The sequence below is a fragment of the Paenibacillus sp. FSL M7-1046 genome (genome assembly GCF_038007405.1).
GTDB lineage: Bacteria > Bacillota > Bacilli > Paenibacillales > Paenibacillaceae > Paenibacillus_AQ.
Map to the genome: position 1 here is coordinate 546,720 of NZ_JBBOXB010000001.1, position 22,248 is coordinate 568,967.

Sequence of the window (22,248 nt, forward strand, 5' to 3'; positions counted from 1 at the left end):
GATAAACCACGGTGAAGAATAATAGATGGCTTATCCGTATACAATGAATTACTTTTTGTTGGCTATGACTTCTCTGTAGTTCTTCACATTCTCATCTTGAACAGCCTTACCGCCGGCGTCCATATATTCTTTCACCAGCTTGTCATACAAGGCATCGAACTCTGCCGGCTTGGCAACGACCAGCCTGTCAATCATTTGCTTGTTCATGTCACCGAGCGTTTTGCCGTACTTGATATTAGCTTCGTTCGGGACGCCATAGTAGAAGCCGGTATAGCCGTCTGTCGTATTGATCTTGTACGAATCGATAGCCAGCTTCTCATAGTTCTTATCTCCGGCTGCCAAAGCTGCTGCATATGTTCTGACATTCTTTTCGGTATCGCCCAGCTCTGCGCCGTTTACAACCAGAGTATAATCCAGATTCAGATTGCTCATTTGCATATTTTCTCCGGTTTGGGCAATCCCCTGGGGGATGCCGTCTACCAGCTTGTGGTTGATGCCTTCTTGGCCGAACTGCAGGAAGAACAATACTTCCGGGTTAGCCATCCAGTTCAGATACTTCATGGCCAGCTCCGCATTCTTGCTGCTTTTCGGGATAAAGGAGAACAGCCCGTTCTCATTATATACCTCTTTCAGGTACTTCCCCTCATAGTTCTTGAAGGTATCTACAGGCACATAGTTGGCATCCGGCGCATTTTGCAGCAGCGGATCACGAATTTTCTGCAGCAGCGGATAATCCCAGTTGGCAGCGTAGAAGCCTACCTTGCCGTTGCTCACATCGGCATCCGCTTGCTTGGTTGTTTTGTCCAGCGCAAAATCGGGGCTGATCAGCTTCTCTTTGTACAGCTTGTTCAGCCATTCGAATGCCTCCTTGTTGCCGGGCTTCAGCCAGTTGGTGGTGGTAACGAATTCCTCCTCCGACATGTCACCCCAAAAGGATTGTACCAGGTTGCCGAAAGTGTAATTCATGCCCGCAGCCGCTGTGGCCCACGGAATGACACCATTTACATTGCCGGGGTTCTTGTCGCGGAAGGCAACCAGCACCTCATACAATTCATCCCGGGTAGTCGGAACAGGCATGCCCAGACTATCCAGCCAATCCTTGCGGATAAACATACCGTTCCAGGCAATCAGCGTCCGCTTGCCCGGGATGGAGACTTGTTTACCATCATATTTCCCGTAGGAAAGAACTTTCTCGCCTAAGTAAGACTTCAATTGCTGGCCCTCTTTCTCAAGCAATTCATCCAGTGTATAGAGGCCATTGCTTTTGGCGTAGCGGGTTACTAAAGTCCCGTCATAGGTGAAGGAAATATCCGGCGCCTGGTTGGCAGCCATCAACACATTCAGCTTGTCTACCTCCTGGGAGCGGGGTACAGAAACATATTCTACAATGGCGTTATTAGGCTTGCCGAATTGTTCATTGACGTATTTGGTCCACATGTTGTTGTTGAGGTCCGGTTGTCCCTGAACACCTCTGTCGAACACTTCCACAGTCAAGGTTACAGGAGGATCAGAAGGTGATGCGGATGCCGCGGTTGACGCCTCTGGTGATGCCGTCTCTCCACTCTTCTTGTCATTACCTCCACAGCCTGCCGCAACACTGGCCAGAAGCATTATACTAAACATAATTGATGTTGTCTTCTTCATACCCGTATTCACTATAAACCACCCTTTCATGCCCCGTATTTATTGAAATCGTCCACGCTGTAAATCCCTTGCATCTTTACATCCATCATCCGCCAGCCCGGGAATCCCTCCCTTCAATCTGAACAGTTTATCCTCAGCCCTTGATCGCTCCGGTCATCACACCATCTACGAAATACTTCTGCAGTTTGGGATAGATCAATAGAATCGGGACGGTTGTAAACATAACGCTGGCCGCTTTCAATGACTCAGGCACGATGTAGGAGCCGATACTTCCTTCTCCTCCTTGTTGGCTGTCGAGCTGCTGATTGGCCGAAATGATCTGGTACAGCTTCAACTGCATAGGATACAGTTCTTTTTTCGTAATGTAGAACAGAGCATCCTGGAATCCGTTCCATCTGTCCACCGAATAGAAAAGGCTTAATGTGGCAATCGAAGGCAACGAGAGGGGGAGCACAATCTTGATGAGAATGCCCAGATCCGAACACCCGTCAATAGCAGCCGATTCCTCCAGACTCTCTGGAAGAGAAGTGAAGAAGGTCTTCAGGATAATCAAGTTAAACACGCTCATGGCGCCCGGCAGCACCAGACTCCACACCGTATTCATCATGCCCAGGTTTTTAACCAGAATATAGGAAGGAATCAAACCACCGCTGAAATACATGGTGAAGACCAGGGCTGACAAAATAAAGTTTCTTCCCCACAGCCGCTTCTTCGTTAACGGATACGCTGCACAAATGGTCAGGAACATACACACGATGGTGTAGAAAATCGTAAGCACGATACTGTATCCAAGCGTATACAGCATATCCACATCGCTCAAGATGGTTTTGTACGTTTCTGTTGTGAAGCCTACCGGCCACAGTCCTACTTTTTGCGAAACAATCGCTTCGTTGGAGCTGAAAGAAAGCGCTATCATGTACAGGAACGGAACGATACATGTGAAGGATAATGCCACGATAAATACAATAATCGCAATATCCGCTACACTCATTTTTTTCTTTTTGCGCATAGTGTCCGCCATCCTCACCATATCCCATCCTCACCTAATTTCTTCGCGATATAGTTGGCAGAAACCAGCAAAGTCAGGCCGACCACGGACTGGAACAATCCTACCGCTGTTGCCTGGGAGAAATCTCCCGAGCTAATCCCCACTCTGTACACGAAAGTACTGATCACATCGGAGTATTCGCTAACCAGTGAATTCCCCATCACAAAGGGACGATCGAACCCGATGGAAACCATCCTGCCAATTTGGAGAATCAGCAAAATATTGATGGTTGGCTTTATGCTGGGCAGTGTAATATGCCACATTTTACGAAGCCTGGTACAGCCGTCCATATCGGAGGCCTCATACAATTCCTTATTGATTCCGGTAATGGCCGCCAGATAAATGATGGTCCCCCATCCGACATTCTGCCATACGCCAACGGAGATATAAGTGATCAGCCATGGTGTTTTTTGCGACAGAAACTCGATCTTCTCCAAACCAAGACTAGCCATGAAATGATTGACCATACCGCTATTGGAGAACATCAGGTATACGATACCCCCAATAATAACCCAGGACATAAAGTGAGGCAGATAAAGCACGGTCTGGGTCAATTTCTTGAATTTTACCTGTCGCACTTCATTGAGCACAATCGCCAGCAAAATAGGCGCCGGGAATCCCGCGATCAAATCCAGAACATTCAGAACAAGCGTATTCTTCAGTGCACGATAGAAGCTGTCCTGCTGGAAAATAAACCGGAACACATCCAGCCCCACCCATTCGCTCCCTCCGATTCCTGCGAAAATGTTGTAATCCTGGAATGCCATAATCAAGCCATAGATGGGAGCATATTTAAAAATGGCAATGTACGACAGAGGCAGCAGCAAAAGGGCATACAGGATAGCATCTCTTTTTATTCTGAACCAAAAAGTATTTCTCTTTTTTATTCCGACATGATTTCGTTGACTGTCTAAAACCGCTTTCATTTCTCTCATCCCTCCGGCTGTATTAAGGAGCTCTCATGTCCTTCATTATAGCTTCCGGGGCAAATAAGAAAATGTACTCCCTTAAATGAATTTGGTAATAACTTAAAATGTGGGAGGGCTACAGCAATTTTTTTCTAAATTCCTTTGGGGAGCATTGGTTGTATTTATAGAAGATTTTATAAAAATTCGCCATGTTGGGCATGCCGACCAAAGATGCCGTTTCCAATACGGAAACATCCCGCGTTAATAAAATCAGCTCCGCATTCACGATTTTTTTGTAATTTACATATTCGATAAATGTTTTTCCCATGATTTTTTTGAAGACCTTGCCGAAGTAAAAGTAATCCAGATTCATGATTTGGGCCGCTTCCTTCATATCGACCTTGTAATGGATGTTCTTTTCAATGTAGTCCAGAGCCGGCAGCAATTTCAACAGTTCAGCGTCCTTCTTGACATCCATCAAAGCACTCCTGTCGCTGCGCAACAGAGTCAATATAATTTTATAAAGAAGGCTGTGGATGGCGATTTCATAACCCTTTTGTCTTTGGGCATACTCCATTGCAATTTCATGGATATAATCGAAAATCCGCCGTTTCACCTCAGGACTCTCCACAAATATATCATTGAGGCTGCTGTACAGCCGGCCGGCTTCCGTAACATATTTCATATATGGGATGAGATCCTGCCCCAGATACTTGAGAATGTCGAACTGGAGAACAATATAATCCATTACACCCTCATCCTTATATGAGTGATGGGGCTCGAAGGACCCGATGATGGCAACATCGCCGGCAGACAGCTTGAACACCCTGTCTTTGGTATATATACTGAATTCGCCTCTGACGACAGCTATAAGCTCCAGCTCATGATGGTAATGCCATTTGCCTACAGCCCTTTCATTCCGGTGCTGGTGCAAAATCCTCACTGGCTGCAGAGGATTTTCATATACAATTTGCTCACTGATATGATTGGCCATCTTATTCTCCCTGCCATTTCGGCTATGATGATTTTGCTCCTATTATAACAATCAATCTGCACAAAACTATCCCCCCAAGTGGAAATGGACACAGAAAAAAGCCATAGCCCGCAATATCACTTTTGCAAGTTGTGGCTTTTGCGGTTTGTGATTTTTCGGGTTATTATTTTGTTTGCGCCTGCTGGGTGGGGCCATAATTGGCGGCGCCGGTAAATTGGACATCTTCCGTAGAGGGGTAGGTTTTGGGCACACGCAAATCCCGCTGATACAGCCTCAAATGCTCGCCTCGCGGGAATATGTCGACCACATCACAGCCTCGCCACGAAATCGAATATTCCTCGCCACGCGCCGTTTCTGTTACAACCACAGTCTCTAAGGAATGCTCCAGTTCCACTTTTGCCCCTGCCGCTACATTCCTGAAGACGGCAAGCTTGCCCTCCATTGCGGGAGTATAGGCTGTTCCATTGATTTTGGCCCGGATATCCTTACCCATCCATTCATACATCCGTATGGCAACATGGCAATGCTGCTTAGGCGTGACGGACATATAGCCTGATTCGGGATAATCCATGGTCACCGAGGCTTGTTCGGTTTCCTTATCAACGGGAATATTGACGAAGAGCGTTCCATTATGAAATTCAACGGACCTGTTCCACACAATCTCCAACGCTACAGGCGCCATTCCTACACAGCAGCCTGCAATGGAGCGGAACTTGGACAACGATATGGAGTTAACCAATGCACCTCCGGTAAAGCCTCCAATCATTCTCTTGTCAATGTCTCTGTACGTAATTCCGTTGGCGTCAGGTCTTGTATTGTCTGTAACCACATAGGAGGAAACCTTCACCTGATTTTCCACCAGTTGGTTTCGCGCAAACAGGGTCATATCCTTCCAGTATTCCTCGTAACCCGCAAGAATCAACTCATTGGCGCATTCGATCATATCTTTGATGCAGCAGGTTTCACAGTGTTCCTCGTTCAGGGGATGCCATTGTGCATACTCGGGAACCCACCCGAAGGAAGAGGACAGGGAACGGATATAGTCATAGATCCCTTTGCCGGCAAGGATGTACCGCTGCTTGCCAGTGGTACGGCCAAGCCGGACGAGTCCGGATGCAACCCAGCCCGCCGAATGGATATGGCCGAAAAATTCCATTTTATAATTAAAGTAACGCGAGGGTCCCAAAAGATGGTTGGCAATGCCAATGGCCAAATCAAGAGAGACCTCGTCCTTCGTGATCTCATACCTCCGTACCAGAGAATGAAGCACGATTGCATTGCGGATAGCCTGCTCGCCCCGCCCGCTGTGTCTGGTCATATCAAAGCCGTCGTCTTTCAGATAGACATCATTGGGGAATTCGTAGACCGGCTCCTTCTCTTCATTATCGCCTGACCAGAAGGTTCTCACCTTCCGCTCTATCACCAGCGAACGCAGCCCTCGTATAAGTTCAGAGGCCCTCTTCTCCGCCTCCTGATCCCCGGGATGATTCTCTATCATCTTGTTCAGCGCCGGAAGAATATAACCCATTTCGTGAAAGGAGCTGTGATTCGTATGGGTCCAGGGATACTGTTCATGGAAGCGAAGTCCATGCTCTCCCCAAGATTTCATGACATGCCGGTAAAAGGATTGCTGAACCGAAGCACCCTCTTCTGTCTTCAGCATTTTCCGGACAGCATCAATGGCTTCATACCAGGAGCCAACCAGCTCCGCATCGTCCACCCGGCAGTGGGCCGCTTCAGCAGGCTTTTTATGAGGCAACACAAGCCAGTACGGAAGGTTGTCCGCCTTCTCATCCACCATGGACGTCAAATACCCCAGCACAAGCCTCGCATTTTTTAAAGGCTCGAATTTTTCATATATCTGTTTTGACATATTCATCCCTCCAAGATTTCCGCAGGTTTATCATACCGATCATACCGCTCGGGGTCCCTGGAATGAAATCAGCCTTTTAGTGAGGTTTGTATGCTTTTTTGTCTTCACTCATTAGCAGGCAATGGCATTGGAGTTGGCCTTGGTTACCACATCCATTCCCCCTTGGAGGAATTCTCGGATGATAGAAGTAAGGCTCAAGTTGTCGAAGCGCAACATCAGGCCGATGACGACCACGACGAACCAATGAAAAGCGGCTCCTTCTCTTCAGTAGCCGTGTTCACTCCTCCCTCCGCCTGCCGGGGACAGGCTGCGCTCAAGCGGCTGGAGGAATTAAGGTAAGCAAGCAAAGGGAGCACCGATTATGGCGCTCCCTTTGCTGAACTATTGCGGTAAATACGATATGCCGGATAGACTAATTAATTCTCTTCATATAACAGGGTATCAAAAATATCATTCAGCTGAATATCGGCAACTGCCATGACTTCGTCAGCAGCCCCATAATACATCCGGACGGTATCCCCGATTAACAGGGCGCCGCATGAGAAGACCACGCCGCCGAAGAAACCGTTCACTTCATAATCCGCCTCCGGCTCCATGAACGGCCGGGTCGAACGTGCCAGGACTTTGCCAGGATCTTCGAGATCCAGCAGTACGGCTCCCATACAATACCGGTGTTTGGTATCGGCACCGTGGTACAGCGTCAGCCAGCCCCGCTCAGTCCTGAGCGGTACGGCTCCGCCGCCCATTCTGCCACCGTCCCAGGACGCCTTGCGGAGTCCCATCAGGAAACGGTGATTGCCCCAATGCAGCAGGTCCGGCGATTCTGCGATCCACATTTCCGGCGCACCGAAGGAATGCGGTACCGGACGGGTTAAGGCATAATATTTGCCGCCAATCCTCTCAGGAAACAGCATCACGTCCTTGTTCTCCGGAGCCAGGATTATTCCGTGGCGCTTGTAGGTTACAAAGTCGTATGTCTCAGCCAAGCCTACGCCTACCCCGCGGGAAGAAGCCGCACTGTATGTGATGTAATACTTATCTCCGATCTGCGTGATGCGGGGGTCCTCCACTCCCCAGGCTTCAAGCGCCGTCTGCGGGAAGATCGCCGGCTGATCCTCCACAGTGAAATGGATGCCATCCTTGCTGCGTGCCACGCGAAGATGGGACATGGAGGTCAGCATCACCATTTGACCCTTCTCCGCAACAAAGCGGGTATCGCTGAGATCATACCGTTCATCGTTTGATGACAAACGTTCTACCATAATCTCTCCTGTAGCATCATTCAGCTTCGGGACCGGTACCTCTCCTTCTGCGCTGCGGACCGGCGCTTCGGCCACACGGAGCAGCAAAATGGTTTCTTCTCCATAAACAGCAACTCCAGCATTGAAGGCTCCAAGCACTTTGAAGTCCGGCCGTGAAGGCTTCACATCAGTCGTCCTGACGATAGGATTATGTTCTGAACGTATTACTGTCATTCATATCTCCTCTTTCTGCTCTATTTGGCTACTACCGCATCGATTTGCTTCTGAATCTCGTCCATTACCTTTTGACCGCCGACACCGAGAATCTTGTCTTTCAGCATTTCTTTGCCTTTATCTGCCGGCAGTACACCTTGGGACAGCGGCAGGAACACAGAATCGAAGAATGGCGTGGTCTTGGCATATTCGGTCTTCACCTGTTCGGCGTCAAAGCTGAATCCGGTGATGGGGCTTATGTTGAAGAAATCAGCTGCGCCGGCCTTTTCAACCCATTCCTTGTCACCGGCCAGCATGTTGTCCGGAGTACGCTCCAGTGTTGGACGCCAGGTGAGCACAAACCCGGGGAATACATACGCAGAAAGCTGTTTGTAACTCGAATCGCCCACAGATTCCCAGTCTTTTCCTTCAACACCATACTCCAGCAGATCGTGATTTTCTTTAACCGACAGCCAATTGGCTACATCCATGACCAGCTCGGCATGCTTCGAAGCTTTCGGAATCGTGAGGAAGTTCCACTGCTGGTAATTGGAATACGGCTTGGAGGTCTCATCGTGGGGAACCACCACTTCAAGCTCGGCTCCATCAATCTTGAGCGCGTCCAGATACTTCAGACCTTCTACGCCATCAGCCGCATAATAGGTTGCCGCATATTTACCCTGGTTGAATAAGGTCTGGGCATTCTGCTCCTGGGCAATATTCTTGGATAGGATGCCATCCTCATAATACTTAGTCGCCCGTTCAAAGGATTGGTCAAGCGTCTTGGCATCCCATGCTCCTACAACCTTCTTATTTTCAAGTGAATAATAGAACATAGGCACTAAGGTCTCAATATAGCTTACTTTCCCAGTATTTAAGGTGTCATTAAATAATGCCGGAAGCTTGTCTGCTTTGCGTCCGTCGATTACAAACGGCTTAATCGTAGTTTCCTTTTCTTTGACGGTATACAGGAATTTCTCCACATCAGCTACTGTCTTCAGCTCGGGCATCCCGTATTTCTCACGCAGATCCTTGCGGATAACGAAGCCGTACAAGGTTCCCTGCACAGTCCCGAGTGGAATACCCATGATCTTCCCGCCAAATTTGTTGGCATCCCACATTTGATCGGGAATGGACTCCTTCAATTCCTTGCGCGAAGCTACCATATCATCCAGCGGAATAATCGAGCCGCTGGCAATCATCTGTGACATCGATAACCACGGCGCATCCAGATACATGTCAAATTCCTCGCCTGCCGACATTTTAACCGAGACCGAATTACCATAATCGGACCAAGGGAGAAAATTGATATTTAACGAAGCGCCTACGTTGTCCGCTTTCAGCTTTTCATTGACTGCCTTGAGCACACCCTCGAAGCCAGAAGGCTTATCACCCGGGAAATATGCTTTTAATTCCACTGTCTCCTTCGGGCTGTCCGCTGAATTGCTCTGACCCTTGCCCTCTCCGTTATTCGGAGTGTTTGCTCCGGTATTATTGTTTCCGTTTCCCCCGCAGCCGGATACAAGCATGGATAGTGACAGTACCGCAGCTATAGTGATGCTGAGCATTTTCTTTGATCTCATTTTAATAACCCTCCCCAATTCATAATAATGCTTATATGCAATAACCGGAAATCCGGTTGATGCCAGAAACTGGCTTACCCTTTGACTGCCCCTACCGTCAGCCCTTTGACAAAATATTTCTGCAGCATGGGATAGAGCAGGATAATCGGACCGATAGTCAGCACTGTCGTTGCCATGCGGACCCCGTAAGTCGGCGCCACGGTAGAGATTGCAGCGGAAGCCGGAATCAGATTTTTGGCCGCTTCCATATTAGAGACCATCCGGCGCAGTATCAGCTGCAGCGGGAACAGCTTCTCGTTATCGATAAACATCAGTCCCATGTACCAGTCATTCCAATAATAAAGCGCGTAGAACAGTCCCACTGAGGCCAGAATCGGCTTGGAGATCGGAAGTATAATCTGAAAGAATACTCTCATTTCATTGGCGCCGTCTATACGTGCCGCTTCCTCCAGCTCCTCCGGAACCGTTCTGAAGAAGCTTACTAGAAGGAATACAAGGAAAGGCTGGCAGAGCAGCGGAAGAATCAGCACCCAGATTGTATTTTGCAAATGCAGCCATTGGCTGACCACGATATAGAAGGGAATGATTCCTCCCGAGAACAGCATGGGCAGATAGCAGAAAAGTAAAAATGGAGTTTGCAGCACATTGCGCTTATTGGCCAGTGAATAGGCCAGCATGGCCGAAATGCAGAGTGCAGTGATCGTACCCGCAACTGTAATGATTATGGTTATGCCATATCCATTGTACAAGGCGTCTGAATGCAGGAGCGCTCTGTATGCGGCAACCGAGAATGCTTTAGGGAAGAGCGTATAGCCGTTCACAATCAGCTCACTCTCCTCTGTGAATGAACCGATGACCATCAACAGAAATGGAAGAATGCAGAATAGGGTGAACAAGATGAGGACAACATAGGCAAAAATGCTAAATAAACGGTCGGACAACGTCTGTTTCAAGTGTTTTCCCTCCTAGAACAAAGCGGATTCTTTGGACATTTTGCGCGTAACCGCATTGGCGATAATCACGAAGATAAGACCCATCACCGACTGGAACAAGCCCACCGCGGAGGACATCCCGAAATCATGAAGCTGCCGCATGGAACGGAATACGAAGGTATCAATCACATCCGTCGTCGGGTACAGCAGAGAGTTATCACCGATAATCGCATAGATCATGGCAAAGTCGCCGTTGAAGATTCTGCCTACCGACAGAAGGGTCATAATGGAAATGGTCGGAACAAGCAGAGGTAAGGTAATCCTCAGCATAATCTGCATTTTGGAGGCGCCGTCTATCCGCGCTGCTTCATATAAATCCTCGGAGATACCCGTAATGGCCGCCAAAAAGATAATTGACAAGTAGCCGGCTCCCTGCCACACACGGATAATCGTAAGGATCCATGGCCATAAGGCAGATTCAAACATCCAGTTGACCGGCTCAAAGCCCAAATTCTGAATCCACGCATTGACAGGCGGAGATTCACCTCCCAGGAAAGATTGAACCAGCATGCCGATCACAATCCATGACATGAAGTAAGGAAGAAAAATCAGCGACTGCGAAATCCGTTTGAAATACTTATTGCGGATCTCATTGAACATCAGAGCAATAAGAACCGCTGCAAGTGTTGTAAAAACAATGAACAGCACATTCAGCAGCAGGGTATTGCGCAGGATGACCCAGAAGTCGTCCGATGTAAAGAAATAATTGAAGTTGCGGAAGCCTACCCACTCACTTCCGGTAATCCCTTTGGAAAAGTCATAATTCTTAAACGCAATAAGGATTCCGTAAATCGGAAAATAACTGAAGATAAGAAAGAAGAGCAATCCTGGCACCGCCATCCCGTATAAAAAAGGATTACGTGCAATTTGCTGCAGTTTGTAGCCTGCCCCGCGTTTCCGGACATTTGGCATTTCTGTGTACCCCCTCGTGAATAATTCGTTACAAGCTTTGTCTGGGAAAAACATACCAGGCTTTGATATTCCAGACCATTGCGGGAATTAACGATGTCTACTGTATGCATGAAACGGCGGACTTCCCAAAAGCATCACAGTTTCAGGAACCATCGATTGTCTTTATCAAAAGCAGCGATATGATACAATAAATCTGCCTTATCAATCCACAGAGATACAGACGGGGGTACAACATGCCTAGATTAAAACTATCCCGGTTGAATTTTTTGAAGCAACGCTCCACTTTTATCAAAATCATCATTTATTTTGTCAGCGCCAATATTATCGTACTGGCGGTTTCATTCATTGCCCTCTACTCTCTATCCTCAAAGACCCTGCTCAAGGAAATCGGCGACCACTCCGAGTCTCTGTTAGTCAATGGAGCCAAGAATACAGCGCAGCTCATGGAATGGTCTATCAATTATGCTTATTCCTCGAGCTCCGATGTCCAGATCGAGTCTTATGCGCTCTCAGAGCAGCACAGCGACCTGGACACCTATGCGGTTTGGAGCCGGCTGATGAACATCAAGAAGGGAAATCCATCCATCGATTCGGTCTATCTGATTAATGATTATACGCATCAAATTATCGATTCCCGGCTGGGCGTGAATGAATTTGACAGCTTCTATGACCAGGAAGTATTACAGCGGCTGCGGACCCGGAAACTGACTGACGGAGCCTTTCTTATTCCCCGGACCCTTATGCTGCCGCTGGAATCCGGCAAGGAGAAGAAAGTGATTACGGCTATCGTCCCCTATGAGACCGGAAAATCTATTTCCGCTTTCGTACTGAACGTCGATGCTGACAATATCATGACGCTGCTGCAGAATAACAGCAATGTTCTGGAGACCAGCGTCTTTGTGCTCAATGACAAAAAAGAGCTTGTCTTCAGCACCGTGAAGCTGGACGCAGAACAGATACAAGAGTTCAGCCAGGCCGTGGAAAAGGAGGCGAACGGCTGGAAGATCGTTAAGCCGCAGAAATCCCCGGAGCAAATGCTGGTCTACGCCAATACCTCCATTAATGGCATCCAAAACTGGAGATTTATCGAGACGATTCCCAAATCGATAATCTTAAGCAAAATCACATGGCTGCGGAATTTGACACTGCTACTGTTTGCAGGACTGTTTGCCGCTTCCCTGTGGGTGATCATTCTATTGTCGAAACGGGTGTATTCGCCAATCCAGGAGCTTGTTCACAATGTTATGGAGCAGCATCATGCGGAGCAGCTGGACGGGCAGAACGAAGCCAATGAGCTGGTGTATTTATCCCAGGTATTTGTCTCCCAGAATGAGCGGATCCATGAGCTGACCGAGCATGGGCGGAAGAACAAGTTTCTGGCCCGGGAGCGGTTTATACGTGAATTATTGGGGGGGCTTACCTTATCCATTGCGGAAATCCGCAACAATTGCAGCGAGCTTGGCATTGAACTGTCTGAGGAGGGAGTATCTGTAGCTATCTTCCGGATAGACCAGTTTGCTTCCTTTACAGTGCGGTATTCGGAGAAAGACCAGCGGCTGTTGCGCTTCGCCATGGCTAATATTATCCAGGAATCCCTGCAGACAGACGTTATGAAAGGGATTCTTACCGTCGATATGGGCAAAGATCATGTTGCAGTGATTCTCCCGGTTGGCAGGGGGCAATCTGCGGTTATGTATGCCGGGAAGCTTCAGCAGGCGCAGCGGCTGGTAGCACAATTTCTATCCATCGGAACCACAGTAGCCTGCGGCAAGCATTTGGAGGGGTTGAACGAACTTCATGAGGGTTATATGGAGGCCTATGAGATGACCCAGGAGCGTTTCCGTTTAGGGCAAGGAGCCTTTGTAATAGAGGAGTATGCAGATGCAAGTCCTGCCGAGCTGTATCATATGCCGCTGGAGCTGGAAAGGCAAATGGTACAGGCCATTCATAGAGCGGATGCTTCCGCCTTCCTTAACAGCCTGTATATGGCTATTTCCTCGCTTAGAGAACGGCCATACTTCGAATGCAAAATGTCATTAATCACTTTATTCATGGAAATCCGCCGCTCGATGCAGGAGATCACCCATCAACCCGTGCTGCCCAGCTCCTGGAGTCTGACCTCGGTAGAGAATCAGATTATTAAGCTCGAAACGCTTGAAGCCGTTGTGGAGTGGATGGCAGGAGTATCCGCCAAATTTCTGGATGAGATCGCAGCCGTCCGCAGTGTCTCAAGAAATGCCGGTCTGGTCGGGCAGGTTGAACAGCTCATCGAAGCACATCTGACCGATGCTAATTTGTCCGTTAAGATGCTCTCCGATGAGCTTGGCCTGTCGGTAAATTATATTAGAAATTTGTACAAGAACGAGACGAACCGCTCCATTACGGAAACGATATCCGAGAAGCGTCTGAGCATCATCTGCGAGGAACTGATATCCAGCGAAGCGCCGATTGAACCAATCGTACTGAAATATGGCTTTTCTTCATTAAATACCTTCTATATTGCTTTCAAAAAAAGATATGGCGTTACTCCGGCAGTTTACAGGAAATCCAATCAGAAATAGATCCGGGCCGTCTGTAGTGAAATCTAGCTCACTCCCCAAGAGAAGAATTCCCACCTGGAACGGTAACTTTCAATGGCCTTGATCAGTCCGATCCTGCCGATGGAAATCAGATCCTCCATATCCTCGCCTGTGTTATCGAACTTTTTGAGGTTATGGACACGATACGATGTCAAAAAAATAAACCAATTACGATCGATCCCGATTCTAATTGGTTTACTATTGCGTTTTATATTTAATCTGTAATTTCAGATCAATTATTTGTGCCCATTCAGGCAATCCATCTGAATAATATTTCATTCCGCTTTTATCCGCTCCAAGAATAATTTCACCATCTGCTTTACTATTATCAATAACAACTAATTGATCTATTTGGTCTAAGTGAGACAACAGATTATTCATACTCGTTACATTACGTCTAATAATATCCTCTGTTTCAATATGATGACCACCCATTTTCCACACGCGCAGCAACGCAAATAACCTGTAGGATTGAGACATTAATATCTCATCCCTACAGGTTATTATTCTAAATTTTCAAGTTATCTTTTCGCCTTATAAAACTCATGATATGGCTTCATCAGCGCCCGTTTCTCAATCCGCGATACATAACTCCGGCTGATGCCAAGTTCTTTGGCTATCTCCCGCTGCGTCCGCTCCCCGCCCCCAGTGTCCAGAACGAACCGGCCGACTACTACCTCCTTCTCCCGGTTATCTAAAATGTCGAGGATGCAGTAGATTTTGCTCTTCTCGATCTTCAGATCGACCTCTTTAATGACATCATCGGTCTCGGAGCCAAGGATATCTATAAGAGTGTGAATTTTTTGGAATTATGGACACGATATAATGTCAAAAAGAGAACAATCCTTATTCATTCCCCATCGTGCTGATATCGATTACAAACCGGTAACGGACATCTGAAGCGAGTACACGCTCCCAGGCTTCATCAATCCGGTCGGCAGAAATAACCTCGATCTCAGATGCAATATTGTGTTCAGCACAGAAATTAAGCATTTCCTGCGTTTCACGGATTCCGCCAATCATTGATCCGGCAAACGAGCGGCGGTGGCCGATCAGCGAGAATACGTTAACTGCCAATGGATCAGCGGGTGCACCGACATTGACTAATGTACCATCCAGCGCCAGAAGCGAAAGATAGGCATCAATATTAATCTGCGCACTTACTGTATTTACGATCAGGTCGAACGAACCGGCAAGCTGCTTAAATGTCTCCGGATCGCTAGTCGCATAATAATGGTCCGCCCCTAATTGCAGACCGTCTTCCTTCTTTTTCAGTGACTGTGATAAAACAGTAACCTCAGCCCCCATGGCATGAGCGATCTTCACAGCCATGTGTCCAAGTCCGCCAAGACCCACCACAGCTACTTTTTTGCCTGGAGCGGCCCCCCAATGGCGCAGCGGTGAATAGGTTGTGATTCCGGCACACAAAAGTGGTGCAGCAGCATCAAGCGGAATAGCGTCAGGAATCCGCACCACGAAGTCTTCTGTTACAACAATGTGAGTGGAATACCCGCCCTGGGTATAGTGCCCGTACCGGTCAATAGCTCCATAGGTACCTGTACTTCCATTAAGGCAATATTGCTCCTCACCTTTATGGCAATTGCTGCACTCTCCGCAGGAGTCAACCAAGCACCCTACCCCTACCCGGTCACCTACTGAATACTTTGTGACTTCGGAACCGACCTGGCTAACAATTCCGGCGATCTCATGCCCTGGAACGAGTGGATAGGTGACCGGCCCCCACTCCCCGCGGGCTGTATGAATGTCCGAGTGGCAGATCCCAGCGTACTTAATCTCAATAAGAACATCGTGCGGCTGAAGATTCCGGCGCTCAATGGTGGTTAGCTTGAACGGACCTTCCTGGCTGAATGTAGCGCGTGCATTAACTTTTATCATAGTGTAACCTCTCTTCTAGTTAATATTAAAATCTGTAACACCGGCTTTACAAAACATATGTTATTACTTAAAGTTAACTCTAAGTCAAGCAAAAAATACAATTGAGACTGGAGATACATAATGAAGACATACTCCATAAGTGAAGTTGCAGAACACTTTAACATGACACCACATACCCTGCGTTACTATGACAAGGAAGGTCTTATGCCCTTTATAGAAAGGACCTCCAGCGGGAAACGCGTTTTCAAGGAATCGGATATGGACGCTTTAAAAGTCATTGAATGCTTGAAGTCATCCGGGATGCCGATTAAGGAAATTAAACATTTTATTGAGTGGTGCTCTGAGGGGGATTCCACCTTGCAGCAAAGATATGACATGTTCCTTGAGCGGAAAGCATCCGTAGAAGCACAGATGGAAGAATTAAAAAAAACGATGGAAGTCATAGAACATAAATGTTTATATTACAAGACCGCCTTGGATAGCGGTACGGAAGATGTTCATAAAAACAATAAAATAAAAAGTTCATCCGCTCATTAGAAATGGACTTTCAAATTCGTAAGCTTCTTGATTGAGGCTGCCATCTTTAACCGCTTCGCCTTATAAAACTCATGATACAGCTTCATCAGCGCCCTTTTCTCTATTCTTGAAACGTAGCTGCGGCTGATTCCACTATCAATAAATTTAAAGATAGCGAAGATATTTCATTAAGAGCATTAACAAAGTTTATTTCCCCTAGTGATTTTGTGCTGATTGGTGCTTTAAAGAGACAGGTTTACGAAGTGGAGAATTGCATCAACAAGATTATGGAATTATTATTTATATCAGATCCGGTTGCGTAATTCTGATCATCAATTGTTTAAAAATAAAGGGCAGACCAGCTTGTTGAATCCAGAATTCCCCAAGGCGTTGCTCAAGCTCTTATTCCAGCGTATCCGGAACTGGAGAGGCGCTTTGAGCGCGACTTTTTTTGAAATATAAGCGTTATATGTTTCACACGATAACTTATCCTTCTATTTCTCGCTGAAACGGTACCGTCCTTAAAAAGGACGGCAAAGCCGTTTCCACTTGTCAATTCGAGTCCATGCGGCTCTTGTGTTATAAATGCAGTCTATTTAAAGAGGTTGGGAGGTATAAAGATGCCAAAAACGATATTAGTTGTAGACGACGATGAAGAAATCGTAAAACTCATCACAAAGAGTTTAAGGTACGAGCAATTTGCAATAATTCCGGCATGTTCCGGGAAAGAAGCCTTATCTGCATTGGAAGAAAACCACATTGATTTCATCGTTCTTGATATAGTGATGCCTGATATGGATGGACATGATGTCTGCAGAAGTATCCGAAAATCTTATAATGTTCCAATTCTTTTTTTAAGTGCGCGTGATAAGGACATTGATAAAATCGTCGGGCTCGAAATAGGAGCAGACGATTACATGACCAAACCTTTCAGTATTCAGGAGCTTGCCTCCAGGATAAAGGCCCACTTCAGAAAAGTGGACAGGCTGTTTAAAGAGTGGGATGAACTTAGTCCCGGTAACGAAAAGGCGGATGCTCCGCTCATTTTGAACGATAAGACGTTTGAAGCATTCCTGCATAGCAGGAAGCTCGACTTATCAACGAAGGAATTTCAAATTTTGTCTATCCTTATGCGTCACCCCAATCATGTATTGACTCGTGAGCAGATATATGAAAACGTCTGGGGAGACGAATACGGAGAACTAAATACCGTAACGGTCCATATAAAAAATATCCGTAAGAAACTTGGTCCTGAAAATGACTTTATTAAAACCATATGGGGCATAGGATATAAATATACGGAAAGAGAGCAATAGTATGAAACTGAAAATAAAACTTCCCCTCTTATTCCTGCTGATGCTTATAATTTTTATGTTTTCAATTGGAATGTACCTGAAGCTTGTCTTTGCAGTATATTCCCCTATACGCAGTTCATTGCTGGACTCGCGATATATAGCATTGCTCCTGCCCATATTTGCCATTGCCTTTTTCATATTTATTATTCTGATTATCTATATTCATTTTTGCATAGAGAAACCCATTCAGCTTCTGAATACCAGGCTGGAAGAAGTAAATAGTGTACATCCAATGCCTCCGCTAGCTTTGAGGAGTAATGACGAGATCGGAGAACTTTATAAGCACTTCAATAAGATGGAGCATAGGCTTCAACTCGCCCACAGAGAGCAATCCGATATGATTGCCGCAATCGCCCACGATTTGAAAACACCCCTGACATCTATTAACGGTTTTACTGAACTGCTGGCTGCACACAAGGACTTACCAGAAACTGAAAAGCAGGAATATTATGAATTGATTCAAAGGAAGTCAGAATATATGGTCGAACTCATCAATGATTTCTCCAGCTTCACCAAAGAAAAACTGGAGTTGGAGTCCATGGTAGCTAAACCTGTAAAAGCATCAAAATTATTCGAAAAAATTGCCCTTGAATATGAGTACGAGCTGGCGGGACTTGACAACGAGCTTACTTGCCGCCATTCATTCACGGAAAATATATTGCTAATGGTCAATGAACCGATGATCCGTCGGGTTTTCGGCAACCTCTTTAGCAATGCTGTAAGATATGGAGGGAAGAATAAGCTGAAAGTGTATATGACGGGATACCCGCTAGGACATTATGCCTATTTCCAAATCGAAGATAATGGAATTGGAGTGCCGGATAAGGATATTTCTTCTCTGTTCCTCAAATTTTTCACTGTGGATAAATCGCGGCAAATTCAAAAGGGCGGGCTGGGGCTGGGGCTTGCAAGCTGTAAATCCATTATTGAGCATCACGGGGGCGAAATTGTTGCCTACCCTTCCGAATATGGCGGTTTGGGGATAAGATTCAGCCTTCCCCGGGCGGCACAACGCTGACTTTATTTTTGCACATCTTCTTTTACAACAAAGTTAAAGGCTGCTGCCAGGTGTGAACACTGAACTGTGACCCGTAAGATGGAAACTTTGAAAAAAGTGACCCTCTTATGGGTCATTTGTGTTTTAATCGAAATAGCGAAATAGCGGAGGAAGCCTTCATGAATAATAAAACAAGAGGAAGCTCAAAAATATTCAACGAAAAAGAGATTAAACTACTAGAGAACAATCCAAATGTAGAGAACGTGACGGAAAAGAGTATCACCTATTCGTCAACGTTTAAGTTGGCTGCGGTTAAGGCCTATAAGGAGGGTCAAACTCCAATGGAAATCTTCCTTAGTGCGGGATTTGACGTAGATATTATCGGTCGCAAGAAGCCTAAGCATTGCCTAACCCGTTGGCGTAATACGTACAATGCTCTGGGAGATGCTGGATTACTAGAGGAACAACGAGGAAAGGGATCCCCGGGCAGACGACCAGCTGGAGAACTTTCTATCGAGGAAAAGTTCAAACGTGCAGAGGCACGAATCAAGCTTTTGGAGATGGAGAACGATTTTTTAAAAAAGCTAGAGGCGCTCGAAAAGCAGAAGATGCAGAGGGAACATTGACACCCTCCGAGCGCTTTGAAATTATTAACCAAACGATACGTAAGCACGGTTTGCAGCGAGTGACGCGTTATTTGTGCAGGCTAGCCAGTGTGAGCTTAAGCGGATATTACCGTTGGCAAGCTGTTGAGGAAGCCAGACAGTTGCGAGAGGAAGCGGACGAGCGTGACGCTTTCCTCATCAAGAAACACTATGATGCTTTAAATGGTAGAGCAGGAGCATTGGTCGTGAAGATGAGGCTGGAACGGGAGAACGGTATCATCATGAATCATAAGAAAATTCGAAGATTAATGCGAAAATATAAGCTCATTGCTACGATCCGGCAAGCCAATCCCTATCGGAAGATGGCAAAAGCCACACAAGAGCACCAAACGTGTCCCAACTTACTCAAGCGTCAGTTTGACCAAAGAGAGCCCGAGAAAGTGCTACTGACGGATATTACCTATATGCATTATGGCGATGGACAATGTGCTTATTTATCCGTGGTGAAAGACGGGGCTACGAGACAGATTCTAGCTCACTACCTCTCTTCGTCATTGGCCATGCCAATTGTAGAACGAACACTGGAGAAACTACTTGAACGACTGGATGGCAATATTCATCCAGAAGCTCTGTTACACTCGGATCAAGGAATGCACTATACTCATCCTAGATTCCGCCTTCTCGTACACAAAGCTGGGTTTACACAGTCCATGTCACGGAAAGGAAACTGCTGGGATAACGCCGCCATCGAGAGCTTCTTTGGCCATATGAAGGATGATTTGGAGTACAAGTCATGTATGACTCTCGTGGAATTACGAACAAGGGTGGATGACTATATCGCCTACTATAACTCCGAGCGATATCAATGGGCATTAAAAAAAATGACTCCCGATGAATTCAGGAGTCACCTATTAACCGCTTCTTAAAGGTCTTCTTTTTTAAACTTTCCACAAATACGGTCACAGTTCACACCCAGGCAGCAGCCTTTTTTTTCAGCGGTTTATAGTTTTTTATATTCTCTTTATAAACATTTATTTTTCTTTTAAAGAAGCTTTATCTTTGTGTTGTAAAAATTAATTGTAGTAAAAAAACTACAATCACTAGAACTGGAAAAGGAGGATGTTGCAATGTCAATTGAGTTCAGCCGTTGGCCCAGTAACTACATGATGTCATACCAAGTCACCAAAGCTTTGGGTATGGCAAGCCTCGGTGCTACGGATGTCACCGAGATCTACGAGGCCTGCAAAAAAATCGACCCCGATGACAAGGATACGTGGCACAGGGAATGGCTCATAACCGCTCAGGCATTGGAAAGACACGGCAAGGAGGCCGAAACGGCTGGAAACTGGTATACAGCACGAAACTGCTACATTCGTGCCTGCAATTACTACAGAATCGCAGAGTATGCGGTGATGGATGATGACATCGAGAAAATCCGTATCTTTAAGAAGGTAAATGAACTCTTCGAAGCTGCCGGAAAGTACTTCGATGTCCGCCCGGAGAAGATCCAAGTCGATTACGAGGATGTCAAGCTGGAGGGGTACTTCTTCTCCCCTTCCTGGATAAAAGGTCCAAAGCCGACCCTTTTTGCGCTTAACGGTGGCGACGAGTGGTCAATTGAAAATTATTTCTGGCTAGGTCCCGCCTTCATTTCGTGTGGATATAACTTTCTGGTCTATGACCAGCCTGGCACCGGCCTCTCGCTGTACGAAAAGGGAAAGGGGAGACGGGCGGACAGTGAGGCTTTCCATTCCCGAGCAATCGACTTTCTTCTAACACGGCCGGAAGTCGATCCCGATAAGATTATCGTGCACGGGGAGAGTTTTGCGGCTTACGACTCGCTGCGATTCGCTTCGTTCGATCACAGGGTTGCTGCCGTCATCTCCGACGGCGGTACGCACGCCTTCGACTGGGATGCCATGCTTAAATGGATGCCGCCGAGTCTGGCCGCACACGGCATGAGAATTCTGGGGGCAAAAAGCTTGGAGGATTTTGCGGGGAATCCGCGTTTTGCCTATGATCTTGAGGGCGTGCTCCACCAGATAGAATGTCCGCTTCTTGTAATGCATGGAGCGGAAGAGATATTGGTTCAGCCAAATCCGCTGACACAAGCCTTGAAGAATTACGAGCAAGCGGGTTCGAAAAACAAGACGTTCTACCCGATAGAGGATAGACGACTTGGCGGATTAGAACACTGTCAGGTAGACAACATCAACGTGCTGCATGAGGTAGCGCTGAATTGGCTCTGCTCAATTGGGCTTGGGCCAGCCTCGCCTCGCTTAAGCGATTGCCAGGACATCATAAAGTAGATTTATTGAAAGATTTCTGATTGAGCTTGTTCAGGAGTGTCGTACTTAGAATCCTGAATAAGCTCTCTCTTTATGGAGGAGTTGAAGAAATGGCGAAACGCCCGCCTTGAAGGAAAGCCCGGATTGATCAAGATTGACATTTAAGGCGCGGCCCAAAATTACCGCAAATTCACTGCGGGTAATCTTTCCGTCAGGACGGAAGGTGCCATCCTCATATCCCTTCACGATGTTACGTTCCGCTGCTGTGATGATATGTTCTTTAGCCCAATGCATACCCACATCTTTAAACTCAGGGATCCTTATCCAGATTCACATCCAGGGGCTTTGGCAAATCGCCTAAAGTTACCGTTACCGAGGCTGTATTCAACGGAACGGTAACGATACCTTTTTCGTTATCCACTATTCCTGTGGACACCTTAATGATGTTGTTTACTATACTTGGTAATTGGATGCTAAAACTGGCCTTGCTGGCCTCGATCTTAGCTTGACTTAGGTCGCGGTTAAAGGTAACGACAAGGCTTATCACTGTATGATTATTCTGCACAGCGTTTACGACCCACTCCTTAGGTACCCCGTTATTTAA

At 46.7% G+C, this 22,248-nt stretch carries 19 protein-coding genes and 2 pseudogenes; 6 read left to right on the forward strand and 15 right to left on the reverse strand.

The features are described from left to right. Nucleotides 1-48: 48 nt before the first annotated feature. The 9 genes from NYE29_RS02035 to NYE29_RS02075 all read right to left on the reverse strand — a co-directional run bounded on the left by NYE29_RS02035 (nt 49) and on the right by NYE29_RS02075 (nt 11,408). Nucleotides 49-1,611: an extracellular solute-binding protein gene (locus NYE29_RS02035; protein ID WP_340894116.1), complete on the reverse strand. Its 1,563-nt coding sequence runs from the start codon at nt 1,609-1,611 to the stop codon at nt 49-51. Nucleotides 1,612-1,777: 166 nt separating this feature from the next. After that, nucleotides 1,778-2,653 (reverse strand): carbohydrate ABC transporter permease, encoded by an 876-nt coding sequence (locus tag NYE29_RS02040; protein ID WP_340894117.1) that lies wholly within the window; start codon nt 2,651-2,653, stop codon nt 1,778-1,780. Nucleotides 2,654-2,667: 14 nt separating this feature from the next. Next, nucleotides 2,668-3,618, reverse strand: coding sequence for an ABC transporter permease (locus NYE29_RS02045; protein ID WP_340894118.1), 951 nt, complete (start codon nt 3,616-3,618; stop codon nt 2,668-2,670). A 118-nt stretch (nt 3,619-3,736) separates the two neighbouring features. After that, the gene (locus NYE29_RS02050; RefSeq protein ID WP_076110450.1) at nt 3,737-4,594 is read right to left on the reverse strand and encodes a helix-turn-helix domain-containing protein; all 858 of its coding nucleotides are present in this window, start codon (nt 4,592-4,594) and stop codon (nt 3,737-3,739) included. A 163-nt stretch (nt 4,595-4,757) separates the two neighbouring features. Beyond that, nucleotides 4,758-6,467: a hypothetical protein gene (locus tag NYE29_RS02055; protein ID WP_340894119.1), complete on the reverse strand. Its 1,710-nt coding sequence runs from the start codon at nt 6,465-6,467 to the stop codon at nt 4,758-4,760. Between the two features lie 416 nt (nt 6,468-6,883). After that, nucleotides 6,884-7,942, reverse strand: coding sequence for a glycoside hydrolase family 130 protein (locus NYE29_RS02060; protein WP_076110447.1), 1,059 nt, complete (start codon nt 7,940-7,942; stop codon nt 6,884-6,886). A 20-nt stretch (nt 7,943-7,962) separates the two neighbouring features. After that, entirely contained in the window at nt 7,963-9,504 is a 1,542-nt protein-coding gene (locus NYE29_RS02065) for an extracellular solute-binding protein (RefSeq protein ID WP_340894120.1), read from the reverse strand. Nucleotides 9,505-9,578: 74 nt separating this feature from the next. Continuing rightward, nucleotides 9,579-10,457: a carbohydrate ABC transporter permease gene (locus NYE29_RS02070; protein ID WP_340894122.1), complete on the reverse strand. Its 879-nt coding sequence runs from the start codon at nt 10,455-10,457 to the stop codon at nt 9,579-9,581. A 12-nt stretch (nt 10,458-10,469) separates the two neighbouring features. Then, on the reverse strand, nt 10,470-11,408 hold the full coding sequence (locus NYE29_RS02075) for an ABC transporter permease (RefSeq protein ID WP_340894123.1): 939 nt from the start codon (nt 11,406-11,408) through the stop codon (nt 10,470-10,472). A 233-nt stretch (nt 11,409-11,641) separates the two neighbouring features. Between NYE29_RS02075 and NYE29_RS02080 the strand changes: the two genes are divergently transcribed. Then, nucleotides 11,642-13,969: an AraC family transcriptional regulator gene (locus NYE29_RS02080; RefSeq protein WP_340894124.1), complete on the forward strand. Its 2,328-nt coding sequence runs from the start codon at nt 11,642-11,644 to the stop codon at nt 13,967-13,969. Between the two features lie 56 nt (nt 13,970-14,025). Here the strand turns inward: NYE29_RS02080 and NYE29_RS02085 are convergent. The 4 genes and pseudogenes from NYE29_RS02085 to NYE29_RS02100 form a co-directional block, all read right to left on the reverse strand. Further along, nucleotides 14,026-14,178 (reverse strand): annotated as a pseudogene (locus NYE29_RS02085) (sigma factor); the annotation flags it as partial. A gap of 7 nt (nt 14,179-14,185) precedes the next feature. Further along, complete coding sequence (locus tag NYE29_RS02090) at nt 14,186-14,467, reverse strand: hypothetical protein (RefSeq protein ID WP_179091730.1); 282 nt, start codon at nt 14,465-14,467, stop codon at nt 14,186-14,188. Between the two features lie 41 nt (nt 14,468-14,508). After that, nucleotides 14,509-14,781, reverse strand: a pseudogene (locus tag NYE29_RS02095) (sigma factor-like helix-turn-helix DNA-binding protein); the annotation flags it as partial. Nucleotides 14,782-14,833: 52 nt separating this feature from the next. Then, nucleotides 14,834-15,883 carry an NAD(P)-dependent alcohol dehydrogenase gene (locus tag NYE29_RS02100; RefSeq protein ID WP_038587529.1) on the reverse strand — a complete coding sequence of 350 codons (1,050 nt, stop codon included), beginning with the start codon at nt 15,881-15,883 and terminating at the stop codon, nt 14,834-14,836. Nucleotides 15,884-16,003: 120 nt separating this feature from the next. On the opposite strand from NYE29_RS02100, the gene NYE29_RS02105 reads away from it, so the two are divergent. From NYE29_RS02105 to NYE29_RS02125, 5 genes are all read left to right on the forward strand, one after another. Continuing rightward, the gene (locus NYE29_RS02105; protein WP_038587526.1) at nt 16,004-16,420 is read left to right on the forward strand and encodes a MerR family transcriptional regulator; all 417 of its coding nucleotides are present in this window, start codon (nt 16,004-16,006) and stop codon (nt 16,418-16,420) included. A 599-nt stretch (nt 16,421-17,019) separates the two neighbouring features. Continuing rightward, nucleotides 17,020-17,715 carry a response regulator transcription factor gene (locus tag NYE29_RS02110; RefSeq protein WP_340894126.1) on the forward strand — a complete coding sequence of 232 codons (696 nt, stop codon included), beginning with the start codon at nt 17,020-17,022 and terminating at the stop codon, nt 17,713-17,715. A 1-nt stretch (nt 17,716) separates the two neighbouring features. Beyond that, nucleotides 17,717-18,772 carry a HAMP domain-containing sensor histidine kinase gene (locus tag NYE29_RS02115; protein WP_340894127.1) on the forward strand — a complete coding sequence of 352 codons (1,056 nt, stop codon included), beginning with the start codon at nt 17,717-17,719 and terminating at the stop codon, nt 18,770-18,772. Between the two features lie 158 nt (nt 18,773-18,930). Beyond that, a protein-coding gene (locus tag NYE29_RS02120) for an IS3 family transposase (RefSeq protein WP_144024538.1) occupies nt 18,931-20,282 on the forward strand; the annotation gives its coding sequence in 2 pieces (ribosomal slippage) (nt 18,931-19,318 and nt 19,318-20,282; 1,353 coding nt in all). 201 nt (nt 20,283-20,483) lie between these two features. After that, a complete protein-coding gene (locus tag NYE29_RS02125) occupies nt 20,484-21,665 on the forward strand; it encodes an alpha/beta hydrolase family protein (RefSeq protein WP_076110441.1) in 1,182 nt (393 codons plus the stop codon). A 45-nt stretch (nt 21,666-21,710) separates the two neighbouring features. Here NYE29_RS02125 and NYE29_RS02130 read toward each other — a convergent pair whose 3' ends face one another. Further along, complete coding sequence (locus tag NYE29_RS02130) at nt 21,711-21,944, reverse strand: S-layer homology domain-containing protein (protein ID WP_340894133.1); 234 nt, start codon at nt 21,942-21,944, stop codon at nt 21,711-21,713. Nucleotides 21,945-21,954: 10 nt separating this feature from the next. Further along, on the reverse strand, nt 21,955-22,191 hold the full coding sequence (locus NYE29_RS02135; protein WP_340894134.1) for a hypothetical protein: 237 nt from the start codon (nt 22,189-22,191) through the stop codon (nt 21,955-21,957). Nucleotides 22,192-22,248: the final 57 nt, after the last annotated feature.